Annotated in this window: 14 protein-coding genes and 1 riboswitch; of the genes, 10 read left to right on the forward strand and 4 right to left on the reverse strand. The window is 59.9% G+C overall.

Annotated features, from left to right (window positions below; genetic code table 11):
• The first annotated feature begins 81 nt into the window (after positions 1-81).
• From HYT87_08585 to HYT87_08615, 7 genes are all read left to right on the forward strand, one after another.
• Positions 82-1,170, forward strand: coding sequence for a hypothetical protein (locus HYT87_08585; protein MBI2059812.1), 1,089 nt, complete (start codon positions 82-84; stop codon positions 1,168-1,170).
• A 51-nt stretch (positions 1,171-1,221) separates the two neighbouring features.
• Positions 1,222-2,055, forward strand: coding sequence for a tRNA (adenine-N1)-methyltransferase (locus tag HYT87_08590; protein MBI2059813.1), 834 nt, complete (start codon positions 1,222-1,224; stop codon positions 2,053-2,055).
• Positions 2,056-2,126: 71 nt separating this feature from the next.
• Complete coding sequence (gene radC, locus HYT87_08595; protein MBI2059814.1) at positions 2,127-3,026, forward strand: DNA repair protein RadC; 900 nt, start codon at positions 2,127-2,129, stop codon at positions 3,024-3,026.
• Positions 3,023-4,186, forward strand: coding sequence for an adenine nucleotide alpha hydrolase family protein (locus HYT87_08600; protein ID MBI2059815.1), 1,164 nt, complete (start codon positions 3,023-3,025; stop codon positions 4,184-4,186). The genes radC and HYT87_08600 overlap by 4 nt, the downstream gene beginning before the upstream one ends.
• Before the next feature lie 15 nt (positions 4,187-4,201).
• Entirely contained in the window at positions 4,202-5,701 is a 1,500-nt protein-coding gene (gene trpE / locus HYT87_08605; GenBank protein MBI2059816.1) for an anthranilate synthase component I, read from the forward strand.
• Complete coding sequence (locus tag HYT87_08610) at positions 5,698-6,273, forward strand: aminodeoxychorismate/anthranilate synthase component II (GenBank protein MBI2059817.1); 576 nt, start codon at positions 5,698-5,700, stop codon at positions 6,271-6,273. Before trpE ends, HYT87_08610 begins: the two co-directional genes overlap by 4 nt.
• Positions 6,270-7,454: an acyltransferase family protein gene (locus tag HYT87_08615; protein MBI2059818.1), complete on the forward strand. Its 1,185-nt coding sequence runs from the start codon at positions 6,270-6,272 to the stop codon at positions 7,452-7,454. The genes HYT87_08610 and HYT87_08615 overlap by 4 nt, the downstream gene beginning before the upstream one ends.
• Before the next feature lie 5 nt (positions 7,455-7,459).
• On the opposite strand, the gene HYT87_08620 is transcribed toward HYT87_08615, so the two are convergent.
• Both HYT87_08620 and HYT87_08625 read right to left on the reverse strand, forming a co-directional pair.
• Entirely contained in the window at positions 7,460-8,935 is a 1,476-nt protein-coding gene (locus tag HYT87_08620) for a glycosyltransferase family 39 protein (GenBank protein MBI2059819.1), read from the reverse strand.
• Positions 8,932-9,564: a phasin family protein gene (locus HYT87_08625; GenBank protein MBI2059820.1), complete on the reverse strand. Its 633-nt coding sequence runs from the start codon at positions 9,562-9,564 to the stop codon at positions 8,932-8,934. Before HYT87_08625 ends, HYT87_08620 begins: the two co-directional genes overlap by 4 nt.
• A 112-nt stretch (positions 9,565-9,676) precedes the next feature.
• On the opposite strand from HYT87_08625, the gene dctP reads away from it, so the two are divergent.
• Together dctP and HYT87_08635 are read left to right on the forward strand one after the other, a co-directional pair.
• Positions 9,677-10,693, forward strand: coding sequence for a TRAP transporter substrate-binding protein DctP (gene dctP, locus HYT87_08630; GenBank protein MBI2059821.1), 1,017 nt, complete (start codon positions 9,677-9,679; stop codon positions 10,691-10,693).
• 48 nt (positions 10,694-10,741) lie between these two features.
• A complete protein-coding gene (locus tag HYT87_08635; GenBank protein MBI2059822.1) occupies positions 10,742-10,891 on the forward strand; it encodes a hypothetical protein in 150 nt (49 codons plus the stop codon).
• A 470-nt stretch (positions 10,892-11,361) separates the two neighbouring features.
• On the opposite strand, the gene HYT87_08640 is transcribed toward HYT87_08635, so the two are convergent.
• Positions 11,362-12,906 carry a hypothetical protein gene (locus HYT87_08640; protein MBI2059823.1) on the reverse strand — a complete coding sequence of 515 codons (1,545 nt, stop codon included), beginning with the start codon at positions 12,904-12,906 and terminating at the stop codon, positions 11,362-11,364.
• Positions 12,907-13,153: 247 nt separating this feature from the next.
• The gene (locus tag HYT87_08645; protein MBI2059824.1) at positions 13,154-14,452 is read right to left on the reverse strand and encodes a metallophosphoesterase; all 1,299 of its coding nucleotides are present in this window, start codon (positions 14,450-14,452) and stop codon (positions 13,154-13,156) included.
• Positions 14,453-14,634: 182 nt separating this feature from the next.
• Here HYT87_08645 and HYT87_08650 point away from each other — a divergent pair, with 182 nt between their 5' ends.
• Positions 14,635-15,546 (forward strand): SDR family oxidoreductase, encoded by a 912-nt coding sequence (locus HYT87_08650; GenBank protein ID MBI2059825.1) that lies wholly within the window; start codon positions 14,635-14,637, stop codon positions 15,544-15,546.
• A gap of 100 nt (positions 15,547-15,646) precedes the next feature.
• Positions 15,647-15,754, forward strand: a riboswitch (TPP riboswitch).
• Positions 15,755-15,766: the final 12 nt, after the last annotated feature.

A 15,766-nucleotide genomic window follows, 5' to 3' on the forward strand; every position in this document is an offset into this window, starting at 1 on the left:
CTCGTTGCGAATAGTCACGGCATGACAACGACCAGCAAAATAGTACTTTCTTCGGTTCTGGCAATCGGCATACTCGCGATCTTGGCCAATTCTTCCTTTGCCACTGACTACTATGATTTGGCCGGTCACTGGTCCCCCGTCGTCTTCCAAGACACGGCGACCAAAGACAGCAACATCAGCCAGGATTTCATCACCCATTTCAATTTCGACGGCAACTACAACGCCTACGACAACTGGGAGAACCAGCCGAACGTCAGCAACCCCGGTTACATCTACTTCAGCGTGGTGGAGAGCCAAACTCACTACTACATCATCTACTCGTTCTTCCATCCCCGCGACTGGGAACAAATCTGCACCGGGCTTTTCACCGAGTGCCACGAGAACGACGGCGAGCAGATCCGGCTGATCATCGCGAAAGACGGCAGCGCATATGGGACGCTCCAAGTGATGGAGACTCAGGCGCACGGCTCCGTTTCTTCCCACAAGCCTTCAGGGAGCCCCGTTACCGGCGGCAAAAAAAGTCTCGACACCGACGTCAGTTATGAAAACGGCTCCCACCCCCGCATCTACGTGGAAGCGCACGGACACGGCCCGTTCCCCTGCGACAGCCGATGCGCCGATTTCCCGGGCGGAGACGGCGTGGTCTATCGCTTCAAGGGCAAGGCGGAAGTTCCCTCCAGCGCGAATGATTCCGACGTCGCCTACGACTTGATCGATGAACTTGCCGATCTTTGGCTTCGACGCCACGATGCCGGGAACGGCAACCCCTTTGACAAAGCCGTTCAGTACAGCGGCGTCCGCCTGGGCGCAATCGGCAAGCCCATCGGGAAGGATTTCGGCGGCGATACGTACGGCGGCGGCGGCCATCCCGGTTGGGGATGGGGTGGAAAAGACGGAGTGAACTCGGGCGACTGGCTCATCGATGCCGCTTACGTCGCGCAGCTCTGGTACACGATTCCCAATGAGAACGATCCCGGATTCCTGACCTACACCTTCAATCGCTATCTCGACGACCTCAAGGCCGAATCCTCCACCGGCGGCGGTGGGGGCGGTGGCGGCGATACGGGCGGCGGCGGCTGCACGATGGTGGCGGCCTCGGACGGTACCGGCTCACTCGCGCTGTTGCTCCTCTCGCTCGGGTTCGTGGCCTTCCGCCGCCATTTGAGCTGATCCACCCCCCACACCCTTCAACTCTTAGCCGAAGGGGTCTACAATGCCCCGATGCAAATCAGTGAGGGCACGGCGGTTTTGTTCTATCTGGATGCGCGCCGAACGTATCTGAAAACGGTCCATCCCGGGGACAAGCTTCACACCCACAAGGGGATGATCTCGATGGACGATGCCATCGGCCACCCCTTCGGAGACTCCATTCGCACCCACCTCGGGAACACCGTCATTCTCCTGGAACCGACACTCGAAGACATGATGATGAAAATCCAGCGGCAGACCCAGATCATCTATCCCAAGGAGGCGGCCCTCATCATCCTCAAGGCCGGTGTCCTGAAAGGATATCGCGTTTTGGAGGTGGGATTCGGCTCGGGCGCTCTCACCATGGCGCTGGCGAATGCCGTGGGGGATACCGGAAAGGTCTACGCCTATGATCGTCGCGAAGACAGGATCGAGAAGGCCCTTCGCAATACGCGGTGGCTCAATCTCACCCACACGATCCAGTTCAAGACGGCCTCGATCCCGGACCGGTACGACGAATCGGATCTGGATGCGGCCATGGTGGATGTGCCTGAACCGTGGGAAGTGGTCGAACCTGTCTGGACCGCCCTTCGGGGCGGCGGACGCTGGGTGAGCCTGTCCCCCACGTACAATCAGGTGGAGAAGACCGCTATCGCGTTGGGTCGAGGCGGGTTCATCTTCCTCGAGACGATCGAAATACTTACGCGGATCATTCTGGCCCGGGAAGGAAGAACTCGGCCGTTCGAGCGGATGATCGGGCACACGGCATTCCTGACCTTCGCCAGGAAGATCAATGAACGTCGAGCGGAGCCCGTCCCCGAGGTGCCGGCCGGAGAGGAATCGCCAGAGGCGGTCGAGCCCACATGATCCGGGTGACGTTCAACCACAAGGTCCTGGAATTCGAGGGCTCCATGACCACCGGGCAGCTTTTGAAAAAGATGAATCTCCTCCCGGAAGTCGTTCTGGTCGCCAAGAATGGCGAAATCGTCACGGAAGACGAGTTCCTCCGCCCCGAAGACGAAGTCGAAATTATCCGCGCCATTTCTGGTGGAGCGGATCCGGCAAGCCTGCCTCGTTCCAACTCCGTTCCCGGCCCCATCCCCGATGGGGCCCGCGTTTCCTATAGAATCCCCATAAAAGATTGGCCCGATAGCGATCAGCCGAGGGAAAAGCTGATTCAAATGGGACCGGATTCTCTGAACGATGCCGAACTGCTGGCCATTCTGCTCCGCACGGGAGTGAAAGGCCTCAGCGCGGTGGACCTCGCCCGGCAGGTCCTCAAGGACGTGGGCGGATGGGCCGTGCTTGCCCGCTCCGATGCCGCCGACTACCAAGGTGTGAAGGGCTTGGGGCCGGCAAAAATTGCCCAGATTCTCGCCGCGCTGGAAATCGGCCGCCGGGCGGCCCATGCTCCGAAGCCGGACGAATTGTACATCCGCGGCTCCGGGGACGTTTTTCAACTTGTTTCTCCCAAGCTGCGGGACCTAAAGAAAGAAGTGCTCGACGTGCTCTTTCTCAATTCACGTAATCATGTGCTGGCCCAGGAGCGCCTCAGCAGGGGAACCGTCAACCGGAGCAGCGTGTTCGCCCGCGAGATTGTGGAGCGCGCACTCCGCCGGGGCGCCGCGGCTCTGATTCTCATCCACAACCATCCTTCCGGAGATCCTGCGCCCAGCGCAGAGGACGAACGCGTGACCCAGGAAATGGTGTGGGCCGGTGAAATCCTCAACCTGTGCGTTTTGGATCATGTGATCATCGGCGGGAACCGCCATTTCAGCTTTGCGGATGAGGGAAAGATCGAGGCCATGCGCTCGAAAGCCAGGGACAAACGAAAATGAGATGTACCCCGTGCGGACAAAAGGCCATCGTTCACCTCCCAGCCTATCGTCTGCGATTGTGCAAAACGTGCTATCCCGCATGGTTCGAAAAACATACACAGCGGACGATCGAACGGCTGAAAATGTTCACGCGGCAGGATCGGGTCCTCGTTGCCGTCTCCGGCGGCAAGGACAGCCTCGGCCTCTGGCACGCTCTTCTAAAACTCGGATACGAAACAGACGGGTTCTACATTCACCTGAGGATCCAATCCGATCACCGCGACGAGGGAGCACCCCCCCCCCCACCCTACTCGGAGGACTCCCTGACGTTCGCCCAAGCCTATGCAGACCGGATCGGGAGGAAGCTCCACGTCGTCGACCTCCAGGAAACGCTCGGCTTCGGCATCCCGGAAATTCGCCGGGCCGCGCGTCGCCCGCCCTGTTCACCCTGCGGAACCATCAAACGCCACTACATGAACAGCGTCGCCATCGAGGGCGGATTCGCCGTCATGGCCACGGGACACAACCTCGACGATGAGGTGGCAACGCTTTTCTCGAATACCCTGCGATGGGATATGGACTATCTATCACGCCAACACCCTGTCCTTCCGGCCGCGGAGGGCTTCGCGCGCAAAGTGAAACCCTTCTGCTTCTTCTCCGAGAAGGAAACGGCGCTATACGCCCGCGTGGAGGGGATCCCTTACGTGTACGACGAGTGCCCTTTTGCGGCCGGCGCCACTTCGCTGCACATGAAAGACGTGATCAACCGGCTCGAACACGATTCTCCCGGGATGAAGCGGACCTTCCTGGCGAATTTCCTCAAAGCCAAGGATCGTCTCCCGACCGCCCCCAAACCGGAGATGCGCCCTTGCAAGGAATGCGGCGCAATGACCCCATCGCGATTCCACTCGCCGTCCCCGGAGCGGAGCGGAGGGGGCGGGGCAGATCCCCATGTAGAATCCGTTCGCCGTCCCGGTGCCGGTCCGAATGAATCTCCATCCACCGTCCCCGAAGGGGGCCGGAGCGAAGCGGAGCGGGGCGGGGCGCCCACTCCCGCGGAAGTATGCGCCTTCTGCCGCCTCCGGGACCTTACTCGGAACAAGGAAGCGGCAAGAGTGGAGGCGCTCCACAATCCGATCCCGCGCCCCATGACGACCGCCGAGGACGGCTCGGTTCCCTGATCCATTCTCACCCTCATGAAACCTGACCTGAAGGAATTCATGCATCTGGCGGAAACGTACTCCGTCATCCCCGTCCGGGAGGTCATCCTGGCGGACGACGAGACTCCATTGACCGCCTATCGGAAGATCGTCGGCAACCGTCCCGGTTATCTCCTAGAAAGCGTGGAGGGACCGGAACAGTGGGGGCGATACAGCTTCATCGGCCTGGACCCCGAAACCGTGTTTCGAAGCCGGGGAAACCGGTTCGAGATCCACCGCAACGGATCCACTCGAAAAGGGACCGGCCACCCCCTTGAAGCGCTCCGCGGGATCATGAACGATTATCGTCAGGCTCCTGCTCCGGAATTGCCGCGATTCAGCGGCGGCGCCGTCGGCTTTTTCTCCTACGACGTCGTGAGGTTCATCGAACGGCTGCCTGCGCGCGCCAAGGATGACCTCCACCTTCCTGATGCCTGCTTCTTTGTCGGAGGACCGATGGTCATCTTCGACCGCAACCACCATACCCTGACCCTGCTGGTCAACGCACGGAAGGGGAAGGGATCGAATCCCCGGCGAGTGTATGAACAGGCCGTCCGCACGCTCAGGGCGATGAAGCGAAGGCTCCAGATGGCTCATCGCCCACCTGCGCTGCCTAAAATCCCCCTGCGTCCGCCCACCCCCAACATGGAACGGTCCCGGTTCGAAAACATCGTGGAGTCCGCGCGCAACTACCTGATTCGCGGGGACGCCATTCAAGTGGCCGTTTCCCGAAGACTGGAGTACCACTCGCGGCTCGACCCGTTCACGCTGTACCGCGCCTTGCGGTTTACCAATCCATCCCCGTACATGTTCTATCTCAATTTCGGCGATCTCCGACTGATCGGCTCGTCCCCGGAAATCCTCGTTCGACTCGAAGACCGGAAACTGATCACACGTCCCATCGCCGGAACACGCCCCCGAGGTAGGACCCCGGAAGAGGATAAGAACCTGGAGCAAGAGCTGCGCAAAGACCCGAAGGAAATGGCCGAACATATCATGCTCGTGGACCTCGGCCGCAACGATATCGGGCGGGTCGCCGTCGAGGGAAGCGTAAAGGTCACGGATCTCATGTTCGTCGAACGCTACTCCACGGTGATGCACCTCGTCTCCAACGTCGTGGGGCGGCTTCAATCCGGCCTGGATGCCTTCGACGTGTTCTCGTCCTGTTTCCCCGCGGGGACGCTGACCGGCGCGCCGAAGGTGCGGGCGATGGAAATTATCGAAGAACTGGAGCCCACGCGTCGGGGCTTCTACGCCGGCAGTGTCGGGTATTTCGGATTCGGCGGGAATATGGACATGTGCATCACGATTCGCAGCATCCTCCACCGGAGAGGCCGGTTTTATGTGCAGGCCGGGGCGGGCATCGTCGTGGACTCCGTTCCCGATCGTGAGTACGTGGAAACCGAGAACAAGGCGCTTGGCCTGAAACGTGGCCTGAAACGTGCTTTTGACCTGGCCGCCCGGGGCTTGGTCCCTGAAGGAGAGGAGATCCGGTGATCCTGGTCATCGACAACTACGATTCGTTCACCTACAACCTCGTTCAATACGTGGAGGAACTGGGGGCGAAGGTCGAAGTCCACCGCAACGACAAGATTACGCTCGACCAAATAAAGAAAAAAGCCCCTGAAAAGATCGTCATTTCGCCCGGTCCTTGCACTCCGAAAGAGGCGGGGATCTCGGTGGAACTGATTCGGACTTTCCACGAACAGATTCCCATCCTGGGCGTGTGTCTCGGGCACCAAAGCATCGGGGCCGCATTCGGAGGCCGGATCGTCCAGGCGAAAAAGATCATGCACGGCAAGACCTCCAAGATCAGTCACGACGGAAAATCTCTGTTCAGAGCCCTCCCGAATCCGTTCGAAGCCACCCGGTATCACTCCCTCGTCATCGAAGAAGCTTCGTTGCCGGAATGCCTGACCGTAACCGCCCGGAGCGAAGATAAGGAAATTATGGGGGTCCGCCACAAGGATTCACCCTTGGAAGGCGTCCAATTCCATCCCGAATCGATACTGACCACGGAAGGAAAGAAACTCCTCGCCAATTTCCTCGGCGTTCCTCTCAAGCCGTGACCAAGCGCACCGCTCTCTCCGCCCGCGAGATCGACACCCTGCTCGATGCCCGGCTCCAGGCACGAAGCCGGCAGTTCCGTTCAAAACTCGATGAGACCCTCAACCGTATCCAGAAGAAGATCGATCGGCCACCTTCCTGGGCCAAAGGAGGGATGCAGTCCTTGGAGGAGTTGGAGAGCGATCTTGCGGTGCTCCGGAAATTTGTTTCGTCGGACGGTCAGGGTCACATCCCAGCGCCGGGCCCGCAGCGGCCAGCCTCCCTTCCCAGGGATGAGCGCCCGGCAACTCGTACCGGCGAACCGGCAGAACCCACCAAGACTCGTCCCGATCTATCCCTGATCGACCGTGCCCTTCAATCGTTCTACCGCCTGCGCATGATTCTCCGGTCGGAGCAGGTGGACGAGTACGGACTCGACCCCGTGTTCTTCGATTTCGTCAAACCCATCGTCGAATTCTTCTACCGGAAATATTTCCGCGTGGACGTCAAAGGGCTTGAGCATGTTCCTTCCGAGGGTCGGGGGCTTCTCGTCGGAAACCATTCGGGGGTCCTGCCCTACGACGGGATGATGGTGTGCGCCGCCGTCATGTTCGACCATCCCAGCGGGCGCATTCCGAGATTCCTGGCGGAGGACATGTTCAGCAACTACCCGATCCTCTCGCCCATGATGACGAAAGGCGGCACCGTCCGCGCGTGCCAGGAAAACGCCGAACGCCTGCTCCGCAACGATCAGCTCGTGGCCGTCTTCCCCGAGGGAGTCAAAGGCATCGGCAAGCTTTATCGCGAGCGGTATCACCTTCAGCGGTTCGGCCGGGGCGGATTCATTCGCCTGGCGCTCCGCACACGGGCGCCTTTGATCCCCGTGGCGGTCGTCGGCGCCGAGGAAAGCATGCCCATGATCGCCAAATCCGACCTCCTCGCGCGGATCATCGGCATCCCCTACTTCCCCATCACGCCGAACATGCTGTTTCTGACCCCGTTGCTGGGGCCGACCGGAGGGCTCGTCCCCTTCCCCACCAAGTGGACCATTGAGTTCGGTGAACCGATCCTTCTTCCATCCAACGTCCTCGGGGCGCCGGACGAAGACTTGAAGGTCAATCTCTACAAAGAAGATATTCGGGACCGACTTCAGGAGATGATCAACGGACTTGTGAAGAAAAGAAAATCGGTCTGGTGGGGCTAGAAATCCTACTCGTCGAAGGTCCTATGAGGCAGTTCGGTGCGCCACCACGGCTTCCCGCCCTGCATGCGTTCAACGATCAGGTCGGCGCGAGAGACATTGTAGCGCATCAGGATGGCGGGTCCCGTGTATTGAAACAAAGCCACCGTCGCCAGAGTTGCCGCATTGGATTGACTCTGAAGCGGTCGCCCGAGGAGGAAAAAGGCTCCCCCACCGAGCGGCAAAACGATGGCAAGAACTTTCGAGACGGTCGCCAGACGAAGAGAATATCCATTCCCGTTCGGCCTTGTCCATGTATATTCGTAGCAGGCAACGATCAGTCCGGAGAGAAAGACTTGGAGGTACCCGAACGACCCCATGTGCCCCACAACGAAGAACAGTAATGCAGGAGTGAACCACAAGATGTAGAAGACCGGCTTCGTCCAATCTCCTCCCCGGCGGAGCGGTTCGTCGGGTCGGGCCGGCGTTGCGCTCGACCTGCGGCTGACAGGAATGCGCGTGAACAGCATGAAAAGGAAGGGGAGGAGCACCGGAGCGGAGACCCCCGCGTAGAAACCAACCTTGAGAATTTGATAGGCCGCGATTCGAAGGGCGTGCCTCAGCGACGGATCCGCCCACCTCTCACGACGCGGGAAAAGGTGCGTACCCAGCCGATCATCCACATACACCGCCACCTCAATGAAGGGCCAGTGATAACCCATCCCCTTCACATTCGCGTATGGGCCGGGGACGATCTTGAGAAGAGTGGCCGGATCATAGTTGCCGGCCAGTCCCGCCTGAAATTCAAATGACTGCCCCCCTCCATGTTTCATGAGGAAGTGGTGGTTGCCGTAGACCCATGGGGCGATCAGGGCCGCGGCCAAAATACCGTTCACCCCCAGAACCCTCCATCGAGGTCGGACGTGCAGGCAGCAGTACAGCCACAAAGGGGCGAGAAAGACCGTCGTCGTGGGACGAATAGCGCCGCCGAGACCCCATGCCGCGGTCAGGGCGACGGCGTCACGCCAGGTCCGTTTCCGGAGCGTACGGAACGCGAGGAAGCCAACCGCGGTGGCAAAAAATCCCTCCACGGCGTAGCTGAGACCGACGGTGCTATAGTAGAGAGTGTTGATACTGAGCGAGTAGGCAGCCGTCGAGAGGAAGGCCCGTTTCCAATCCATCCCGACGCTCCGGGCGAGCCGCCAACAGAGGGCGATGGATCCCATCGTGGAAAGGAAGGAAACCAGCACCATGGAAAATATCCGCTTTCCGGTCAGGCAATGGGCGATGGATGTCAACGTACAATAGCCGATGAACCCCGGCGGGTGCGCAACTCCCGGTCCCGGGCAGCCCGTGCACCCCGCATATCCCAAAGAATCCAAATGGAACAGCCGATCGGCCCAGAAAGGCAGTCGGAGAACCGCCGATGAGATCAGCAGAACCGCCAAGCCCCCCAGCGGGTACCAGGAAGGCGAGGGACGCTCCTCGCCGCGATCCAACGTCAATACTTCCGGCGTCTATGGTCCAACCGACGGATGAGCTCGTCGACCCGTCGGCGCAGGGCTTCGACGTCTCTCTTCGTGGGGATATTGAGGCGGGCGAGGGCGTTCTTCATGCTGACGTCGATGCGCTTTTGAATTTCATCCACGCTCCGGCGGGACACCTTGAGGACTCCCTGGATGAATCGCCTGCCGTCCTCGGAGGTGATCTGACCCCGCTTGATCAGCTTCTCGATGTGTTTCTCCAACTCCTCCCGACCGGGAAACAGGAGCTGGCCGCTGGGCGTCAGATATTCCTCCAGCAACTCCCTGAACCGCGCCGTGCTCTCCTGGAACCGCTCGCCCACTTTGGTGTGCGCGAAGGACTGGATCAGGCCCCTGAGAGGTTGGATGGGCAGCAAGCTCTTCTTCTTTTTCTGCTCCTCATAGATCACTTGAGTGAGGATGACGGACGTCAGGTCTTCGTCGGTATCGTTGTCGATGATCCGGATCTCCTGCCCTTCGCGAATGAGGTCCGCAATTTCGTCCAGCTTGATGTACTTGCTTCTCGACGTGTCGTAGAGCTTGCGATTGGGATATCGCTTGATGATCCTTGCCTCTTCCTCCTGCGTTTCTTTCGGTGCCGTCGTCTTCATATCCCGTAGGGCGCATAACACGCATGCCGCAGTGTGTCAAATGTCGTACGGAAAAAATCGGCCTCGAAAAGAGATGTTGACAAACAGGCAGAACTTCCTAAGATACCTCGCTATGCTCCGAATTCCGAAATATTCCACCTGCTTTGCACTGATGCTGCTCGCTTCTTCGGCCTCGGCCCAACCCCAAGGCTCATACGTGTTGAAAGTCGGCACCCTCGCCCCGAAGGGCTCGACGTGGGAACGCGTTGTGGCAGATTCGTTCAATGAAATCAACCAGTTGACCAGCGGGAAGATGAAGTTTCAGATGTACGCAGGCGGCGTGCTCGGTGACGAAAAGGACATGGTTCGAAAAATGAGAATCGGACAGTTGGACGGCGGGGGATTCACCGTTCTGGGCGCGGAGGAAATCGCCCCGGAAGTTTCGATCCTCGAACTTCCCTTCCTGTTCAATTCACTCCAAGAGGTCGATCAGGTGAGGGCGTTCATGAAGGAAGAACTCGGCAAGCTGTTTCTGGAGCGCGGGTTCATCCTGCTCAGTCTGATCGATCAAGCCGGGTTCATCCAAGCCTACTCGAAGGAGAAAGTGACGAACCTTGCGGACATTCGCCGGCAGAAGCCGTGGGTATGGGCCGGCGCCAAGGTCCACTACGAAACCTGGAAAGCGATGGACATCAATCCCACGCCTCTGCCGGTGCCGGAGGTTCTCTCAGGCCTTCAAACCGGGCTGGTGAATTTCATCACGACCACGCCTCTCGCGTGTGTCGCCCTTCAGTGGTACACGCAGGTCAAGTATGTGTTCAAAGTCGATCTGCGTTATGAACCTGGGGTGGTGGTCATTGCGAAGAAACCCTTCGATGCCCTCCCGAAGGAGTACCGGGACATCATCCTTCAGGTCAACGCGAAGTATCAACCTTCCATCATTCAGGTGGCTCGCGAGGACGACGAAAAAGCCCTCTTCGGCATGCGGAAGAAAGGGATTGGAATCGTGATCCCCACCAAGGAAGCACGGGACGAAATGATCAAGCTGACGAAGAATTCAGTCCCGGAAGCGCTGATTCGCGACAAGTTCTTCACCCGCGAGCTGTACGAGAAGGTTCTGACCCGGCTGTCGCGGCCCATGGGGGGCTGAGCTACGCCCGATTCGCTCCGGCGCTGGTACTTGACGCCGATCGGGCGCGTGGTCCGGGCCGCTTTGGGCCTCCCCTTCCTCGGGTTCGCGATCTATCTGGTCCGGCTCGACGGAATCGCCTTCACTCTGCTCGCGATTCTTCCCTTGTTGGTGGGGCTTTCTCTTCCCGCGGCCGCTCTCGTTCAGGAACCCGACTGAGACGTCGTCGTCATCCCCAACCGGGTGTTGGGAAAGAAATGGTCGTTCCCCTGAATTCTCTCCTGGTCATCGGTCGATGACGGATTGAAGCGCCGCCGCGCCCGGAAGCAGCTTCCCTCGCCCAAGTAGTCGCGCGCGCGTCCGCCGCGGCCGGGGTCGGCCGGGGTCGTTCTTTTCAGTCAACATCGCTGGTCAGCCGGGGTCAGGTAGCATGAACGGCGGCGACCTCCTTCGGGTATGATTCGTGCCGTCTGCCTGAAACTGCGCGGGTTCGTCGAGCCGCGCTAGGTTCTGTTTGAAAACGTATCGCGGACCCTAAAGGGCCCGCTACGGATGTTCGCGATTTCCTCTGTAGCGGAGCCTTCAGGCTCCGCAGGCGAAGCCATGCACGGGCAGTTTTCAAACAGAGCCCAATCGCGCAATCGTCTGGGCCGACCTCCATTGCCTCCCCCTCAAGCGGCGGTCACGGGTCACAAATCCGCGATGGCGTCGAAGTAGGCGAGGATGGCGTTGAGGGGACCGAGGCTGGCCGGGCAGAAGCCCTCGGCGTCAACTTCGCAGATGGAAACGATTTCGCCGAAGACGGAGCCGAATGAACCCGGGGCGATGAATAACATCCCGCCGAACGTCGGATCGCGGAAGGCGTAGTACGGCACGAGTTCGGATGGATCGCCCGAGGAGGGTGAGATCCCGTCAGCGGGGAGTTCGTATCGTACGCCGTCCACTTCCAAGCCCTGGAAATGCGGCGCATCCCCCACTTTCAAAGATTCGAAGAATTCCGGCGTCACCCGGATGGTCGCCAGGATCTCGTTGCTTTCCGCAATCTCCCCTTCCACCGCCAGGACGATCGACCCCTTCGACTCGTACCGGACGGGGAGCAGGTCCCGTGCGGACACGGGCTTGCGAAAAAGAGCGCCCAGATCGACCGCCATGAAGTCCGTGAGTGGGTTGAGTCCCATGAAGGCCAGGGGAATGTTGAGGTCTGCCATCGTGACGCGCGTCAGAGGTTCCCCCTGGATCGATGCGCGCACTTTTTCCAAGAACATCGGCAGTGCGTTCATGTTTCCCAGGAGTTCGGCGGACAATCGTATATTCCCCACACCGGGGAGTTTGAGGAGGTCGCCTTCGTCAACGCGGCCGCTGGCATTGACGTCGATCACCGCGATCGGACGCGGCGGATCCGAAACCGTCGTGAGTCCCGCGTTCAGGCCATCCACGAAGACCCGTCCATCCGCTCCGAGAAGCGCGTCCATCGCCTGAATCCAAATCCGTCGCGCCGAAGCGAATCGCACGGGGGTTTCCAGCGTCAGGAGTTGCGGATTCCGCTCCAGCACGGCGCCCAGCCCGCGGACTTTCGCGATGTCGCCCGGTTCCTGGAAGCTCACGGCCGAAAGGGCATCCAGAAAAGCCGGATCCAGCGGCACGTCCAGATTGTGAGCCATGACCATTTGGACGACACCGTCGAGAAGACCCACGATGGCCGAAAGAAATCGCACCTCCAGCGCCTGGTAGTCGCCGGAGAGATCGAACACCAAATCGCCCGCATCCCCTAACTGGAGCTGGAGTTTCGGCACATGAAATTGGAGCGAGTCGATCTCTTTCAATCCGAACAGGCGCCTTCTTGCGTCCATCAGGCCCGCGACCAGGTTCTCGGCGATGGATCGGATTCCCGCGCTCCCCTGCCTCCTTGGGGCTGACAGGATCGGCTCAGCCAGAGCAAAGGCAGTGGAGATCCTCGCGATGGCGATCCCGGCTCTCGCCTTCTCCCTCTCCGTTTCCACGAAGTCCAGTGCATCCGATGATAGAGCCGTTTGGAAGGCCCGCACGGCCGAGGTAGGATCGCCCTCGATCAGGGTGAATCCTTCCTCGACATTTCTCCGCGCGGCATCGGCCGCGAGGGATTGGCGAATCCAAACCATGCCCTGTTCATCCGCGGCGTCCCAATGCACGGTGCAGAATACGGGATACTCGCCGGGAGGCGGAGAAGGAATCGACACGGACTGCCCGGCTTCCATTACTCCTGTATCGAAACTGCGATCGGCAGCCGTAACCGAATGCGCCGCGCCCGCTTCGTTTTTCAGAACCAGAGGTGCGGCGGTTTCCGTTGAGAGGAATGAGAAAGACTGAGCCGCGGGTGGTTCAGGGGTGATGGTGGGTTCCGAGTTGCTGCAAGAAACGAAAAGGGCCGCAAAGCTTCCCAGAATCAGGGATGGGACGGAAAACAGCGCTCGGCCGGAAATTTTCGAGAAACGGATGGAGATGCTACCCGATCCGGCGGCGTGCCAGGAACCCGGCCAAGAGGATCAATCCCACCATGGAGCCCGCCATCGAGCCGCCGGTCGATCCAAAGCCGACTTGCGTGCATCCTCCGCCACCCCCGCCGCCGCCGGAGCCGCAGGCGGGGAGAGGATCTCCGGAGTTAAACATGCCGTCGTTGGATGTTGCGTCCACGCTGAAGGAATCGATGGTCGTGCCGTCCGGTTGGTAGGCCTTCGCCGTAACAACATTCCCAGATACCTGAACATATAAGTGGTTAAGCGTCTTTCTTGAAGTAACACTGTAAGAACATAAGCCCACGTCCCGAAGCGGCGCGCCGCCGCCCCCGCTGACTACGTAGGTCACACCGTTGATCGATTTCGTGCGCTCATAGTTGTGATCGTGGCCGTTGAATACCAGGTCCACGCCATGTTTCTGGAAGAGCGGCACGAGGTCCTGTTTCACGCCGCTGTCCTCACCGTGGTACCCCGAACTGAACGGTGGCTTGTGGAAGAAAACGAACAACGGACCCTTCCCCGCGCTGGCGGCCAGATCATTGTTGAGAAAAGCGTACTGGCTGCCGCCGGAGGCGAAATTCTGCTCCGTATTCACCGAAACAAAATGAGCGTTTCCGTAGTTGAAAGAGTACCAATCTTCCGTCCCGGACGCTGCGGTGGGCGTCACGAAGAACTTGCCGTAGAGGGACCCCGTGTCGTGGTTCCCCATCGTCGGAAACAGAGGCGATTTGCCGATCAGCGTCCGCTCGATGTCGAAAAAGTTCTGCCAATCGCCCGAGGACGTTCCGGTGGCCACGAAATCAGCCGAGTTCACAAGAAAGTCTGGCGACTGCCCGACGATCGCGTCGACCACCTTCTGATGATCGGAGTTCGAGCCGCCCGACTCGAAAATCGTTCCCTTGCGGTTGTCGCCGTAGACGACGAAGGAGAACGATTCGCCGGAAGCCGGCGCCGTGAAGAAGGTAAGATCGCTGCTCGCATCGCCCGAGGACGTGGTGACCTTGTAGTGGTACAAACTCGATGGAGCCAAGCCCGCAAGGCCCACTTCGATGACATCATTGTTGCTCACATCCGAAGCGGTCGCTGATTTTCCATACAAAGTATCGAGGCCGTAATTCACGGTGGCCGAGGACGCCCCCGATTCAACCACCACCACAACGGACGAGGAATTCACCGATTGGAGATACGGGCCCTTGCTGATGGCGCCCCATGCCACGAACGGAGTGAGAATACTGACCGCGGCCCCCAAACCTGCCGATGTAATCAGTCGAAACGATGCGATACGCATGCTTGGCTCCTTTCTAACAATCGAGGGGAAGCAAGTCAAGGACCAACATCGGATTCGACGCACGGGATCTTATGCGTTATCAACACATTGTCCGCAGGTCGGCCCAAGTCCCGCCTCGTGCATGTCAGAAATGACACTCTTTCTCCTTGACACACCACCCTTCTCCGGACTATCCGATGGAGATGCCCAAAGCCGCCAGAAAGAAAATCGGGAAGGTCGTTCTCGTCACGGGCACCTCCAGCGGGTTCGGACTGCTTGCCGCCATTGCGTTGGCGCGGCGCGGACACTGGGTCTTCGCTTCGATGCGCAATCCATCCAAGGCTGAGGCGCTCCGGGACGCCGCCACCCAGGCGGGGATCAAGATTGAAGAGAACGCCCCTCCACTGACCCTCGTTCCCCTCGACGTAACGCGAAACGATTCCATTCATCGCGCCGTGCACGATATCCTCGGCCGGGTGCATCGGCTGGACGTGGTCATCAACAATGCCGGAATCGGCCTCGGCGGCTTTTTCGAGGACATGGACGAAGCCGATCTGCGGGATGTGATGGAGACCAATTTCTTCGGCGCGGTGGCCTTGATTCGCGAAGTGGCCCCCATCATGCGCAAGCAGGGTTACGGGCGAATCATCAACGTCACCAGCATCGGCGGGCGCGTTCCTCTGCCCGGCATGACCGCCTACAGCGCGAGCAAGTTCGCGCTGGAGGGGCTGAGCGAATCGCTCCGTTACGAACTGAAGCCCTTCGGCGTGGAGGTCGTGTTGGTAGAGCCGGGCACCTTCAAAACGGACATTTTCACTTCCAATCGCCGCATGGCCAGGCACGCCGAGAGTCCGACCAGTCCTTACAAGGCCGTCACCGAAAAAGTGCTTATGAAGGTTTACGAGCGTGTGGAGAAGCTGGGCGGCGACCCCCAGCGTGTGGCCGATCGGATCGCTCGCGTAGTGGAGGCCCGCTCCACCCGCCTCCGCTACACCGTGGGGCTGGATGCCAAGACCGAGGCATTTCTCCGGTGGCTCCTCCCATCGTCCGTGCCCGATCTCATTGCCGGGCGGGTTCTACGATCGTTTGGTTTGGGAAGAAAGACGCACCCATAAAGGGTGCGCCTACCGCAGGCAGCGCGCCTCCATTCCGGTAGCCGCGGGCTTCAGCCCGCGAAAAGGTTGACAATCCCGACTCCCGCCGTATCATGGGCCCATAGAGCGCTGGGGGTGCCTGTCGGAACAGAAAACCGGCGAGCTGAGAACGAGACTCCGGAAGCCTGATCAGGGTCATGCCTGCGAAGGTAAGCGCCGACGCCACTAGAACTCCCCCCGC

The organism is Nitrospirota bacterium, from assembly GCA_016180645.1.
Lineage (GTDB): Bacteria > JACPQY01 > JACPQY01 > JACPQY01 > JACPQY01 > JACPAV01.

Bases quoted from the DNA above. Each gene is read 5' to 3' on its own strand.
- HYT87_08590 (MBI2059813.1), top strand. From the start codon at position 1,222: ATGCAAATCAGTGAGGGCACGGCGGTTTTGTTCTATCTGGATGCGCGC.
- radC (MBI2059814.1), top strand. From the start codon at position 2,127: ATGAATCTCCTCCCGGAAGTCGTTCTGGTCGCCAAGAATGGCGAAATC.
- HYT87_08600 (MBI2059815.1), top strand. From the start codon at position 3,023: ATGAGATGTACCCCGTGCGGACAAAAGGCCATCGTTCACCTCCCAGCC.
- trpE (MBI2059816.1), top strand. From the start codon at position 4,202: ATGAAACCTGACCTGAAGGAATTCATGCATCTGGCGGAAACGTACTCC.
- HYT87_08625 (MBI2059820.1), bottom strand. From the start codon at position 9,564: ATGAAGACGACGGCACCGAAAGAAACGCAGGAGGAAGAGGCAAGGATC.
- dctP (MBI2059821.1), top strand. From the start codon at position 9,677: ATGCTCCGAATTCCGAAATATTCCACCTGCTTTGCACTGATGCTGCTC.
- HYT87_08640 (MBI2059823.1), bottom strand. From the start codon at position 12,906: ATGGAAGCCGGGCAGTCCGTGTCGATTCCTTCTCCGCCTCCCGGCGAG.
- HYT87_08645 (MBI2059824.1), bottom strand. From the start codon at position 14,452: ATGCGTATCGCATCGTTTCGACTGATTACATCGGCAGGTTTGGGGGCC.
- HYT87_08650 (MBI2059825.1), top strand. From the start codon at position 14,635: ATGCCCAAAGCCGCCAGAAAGAAAATCGGGAAGGTCGTTCTCGTCACG.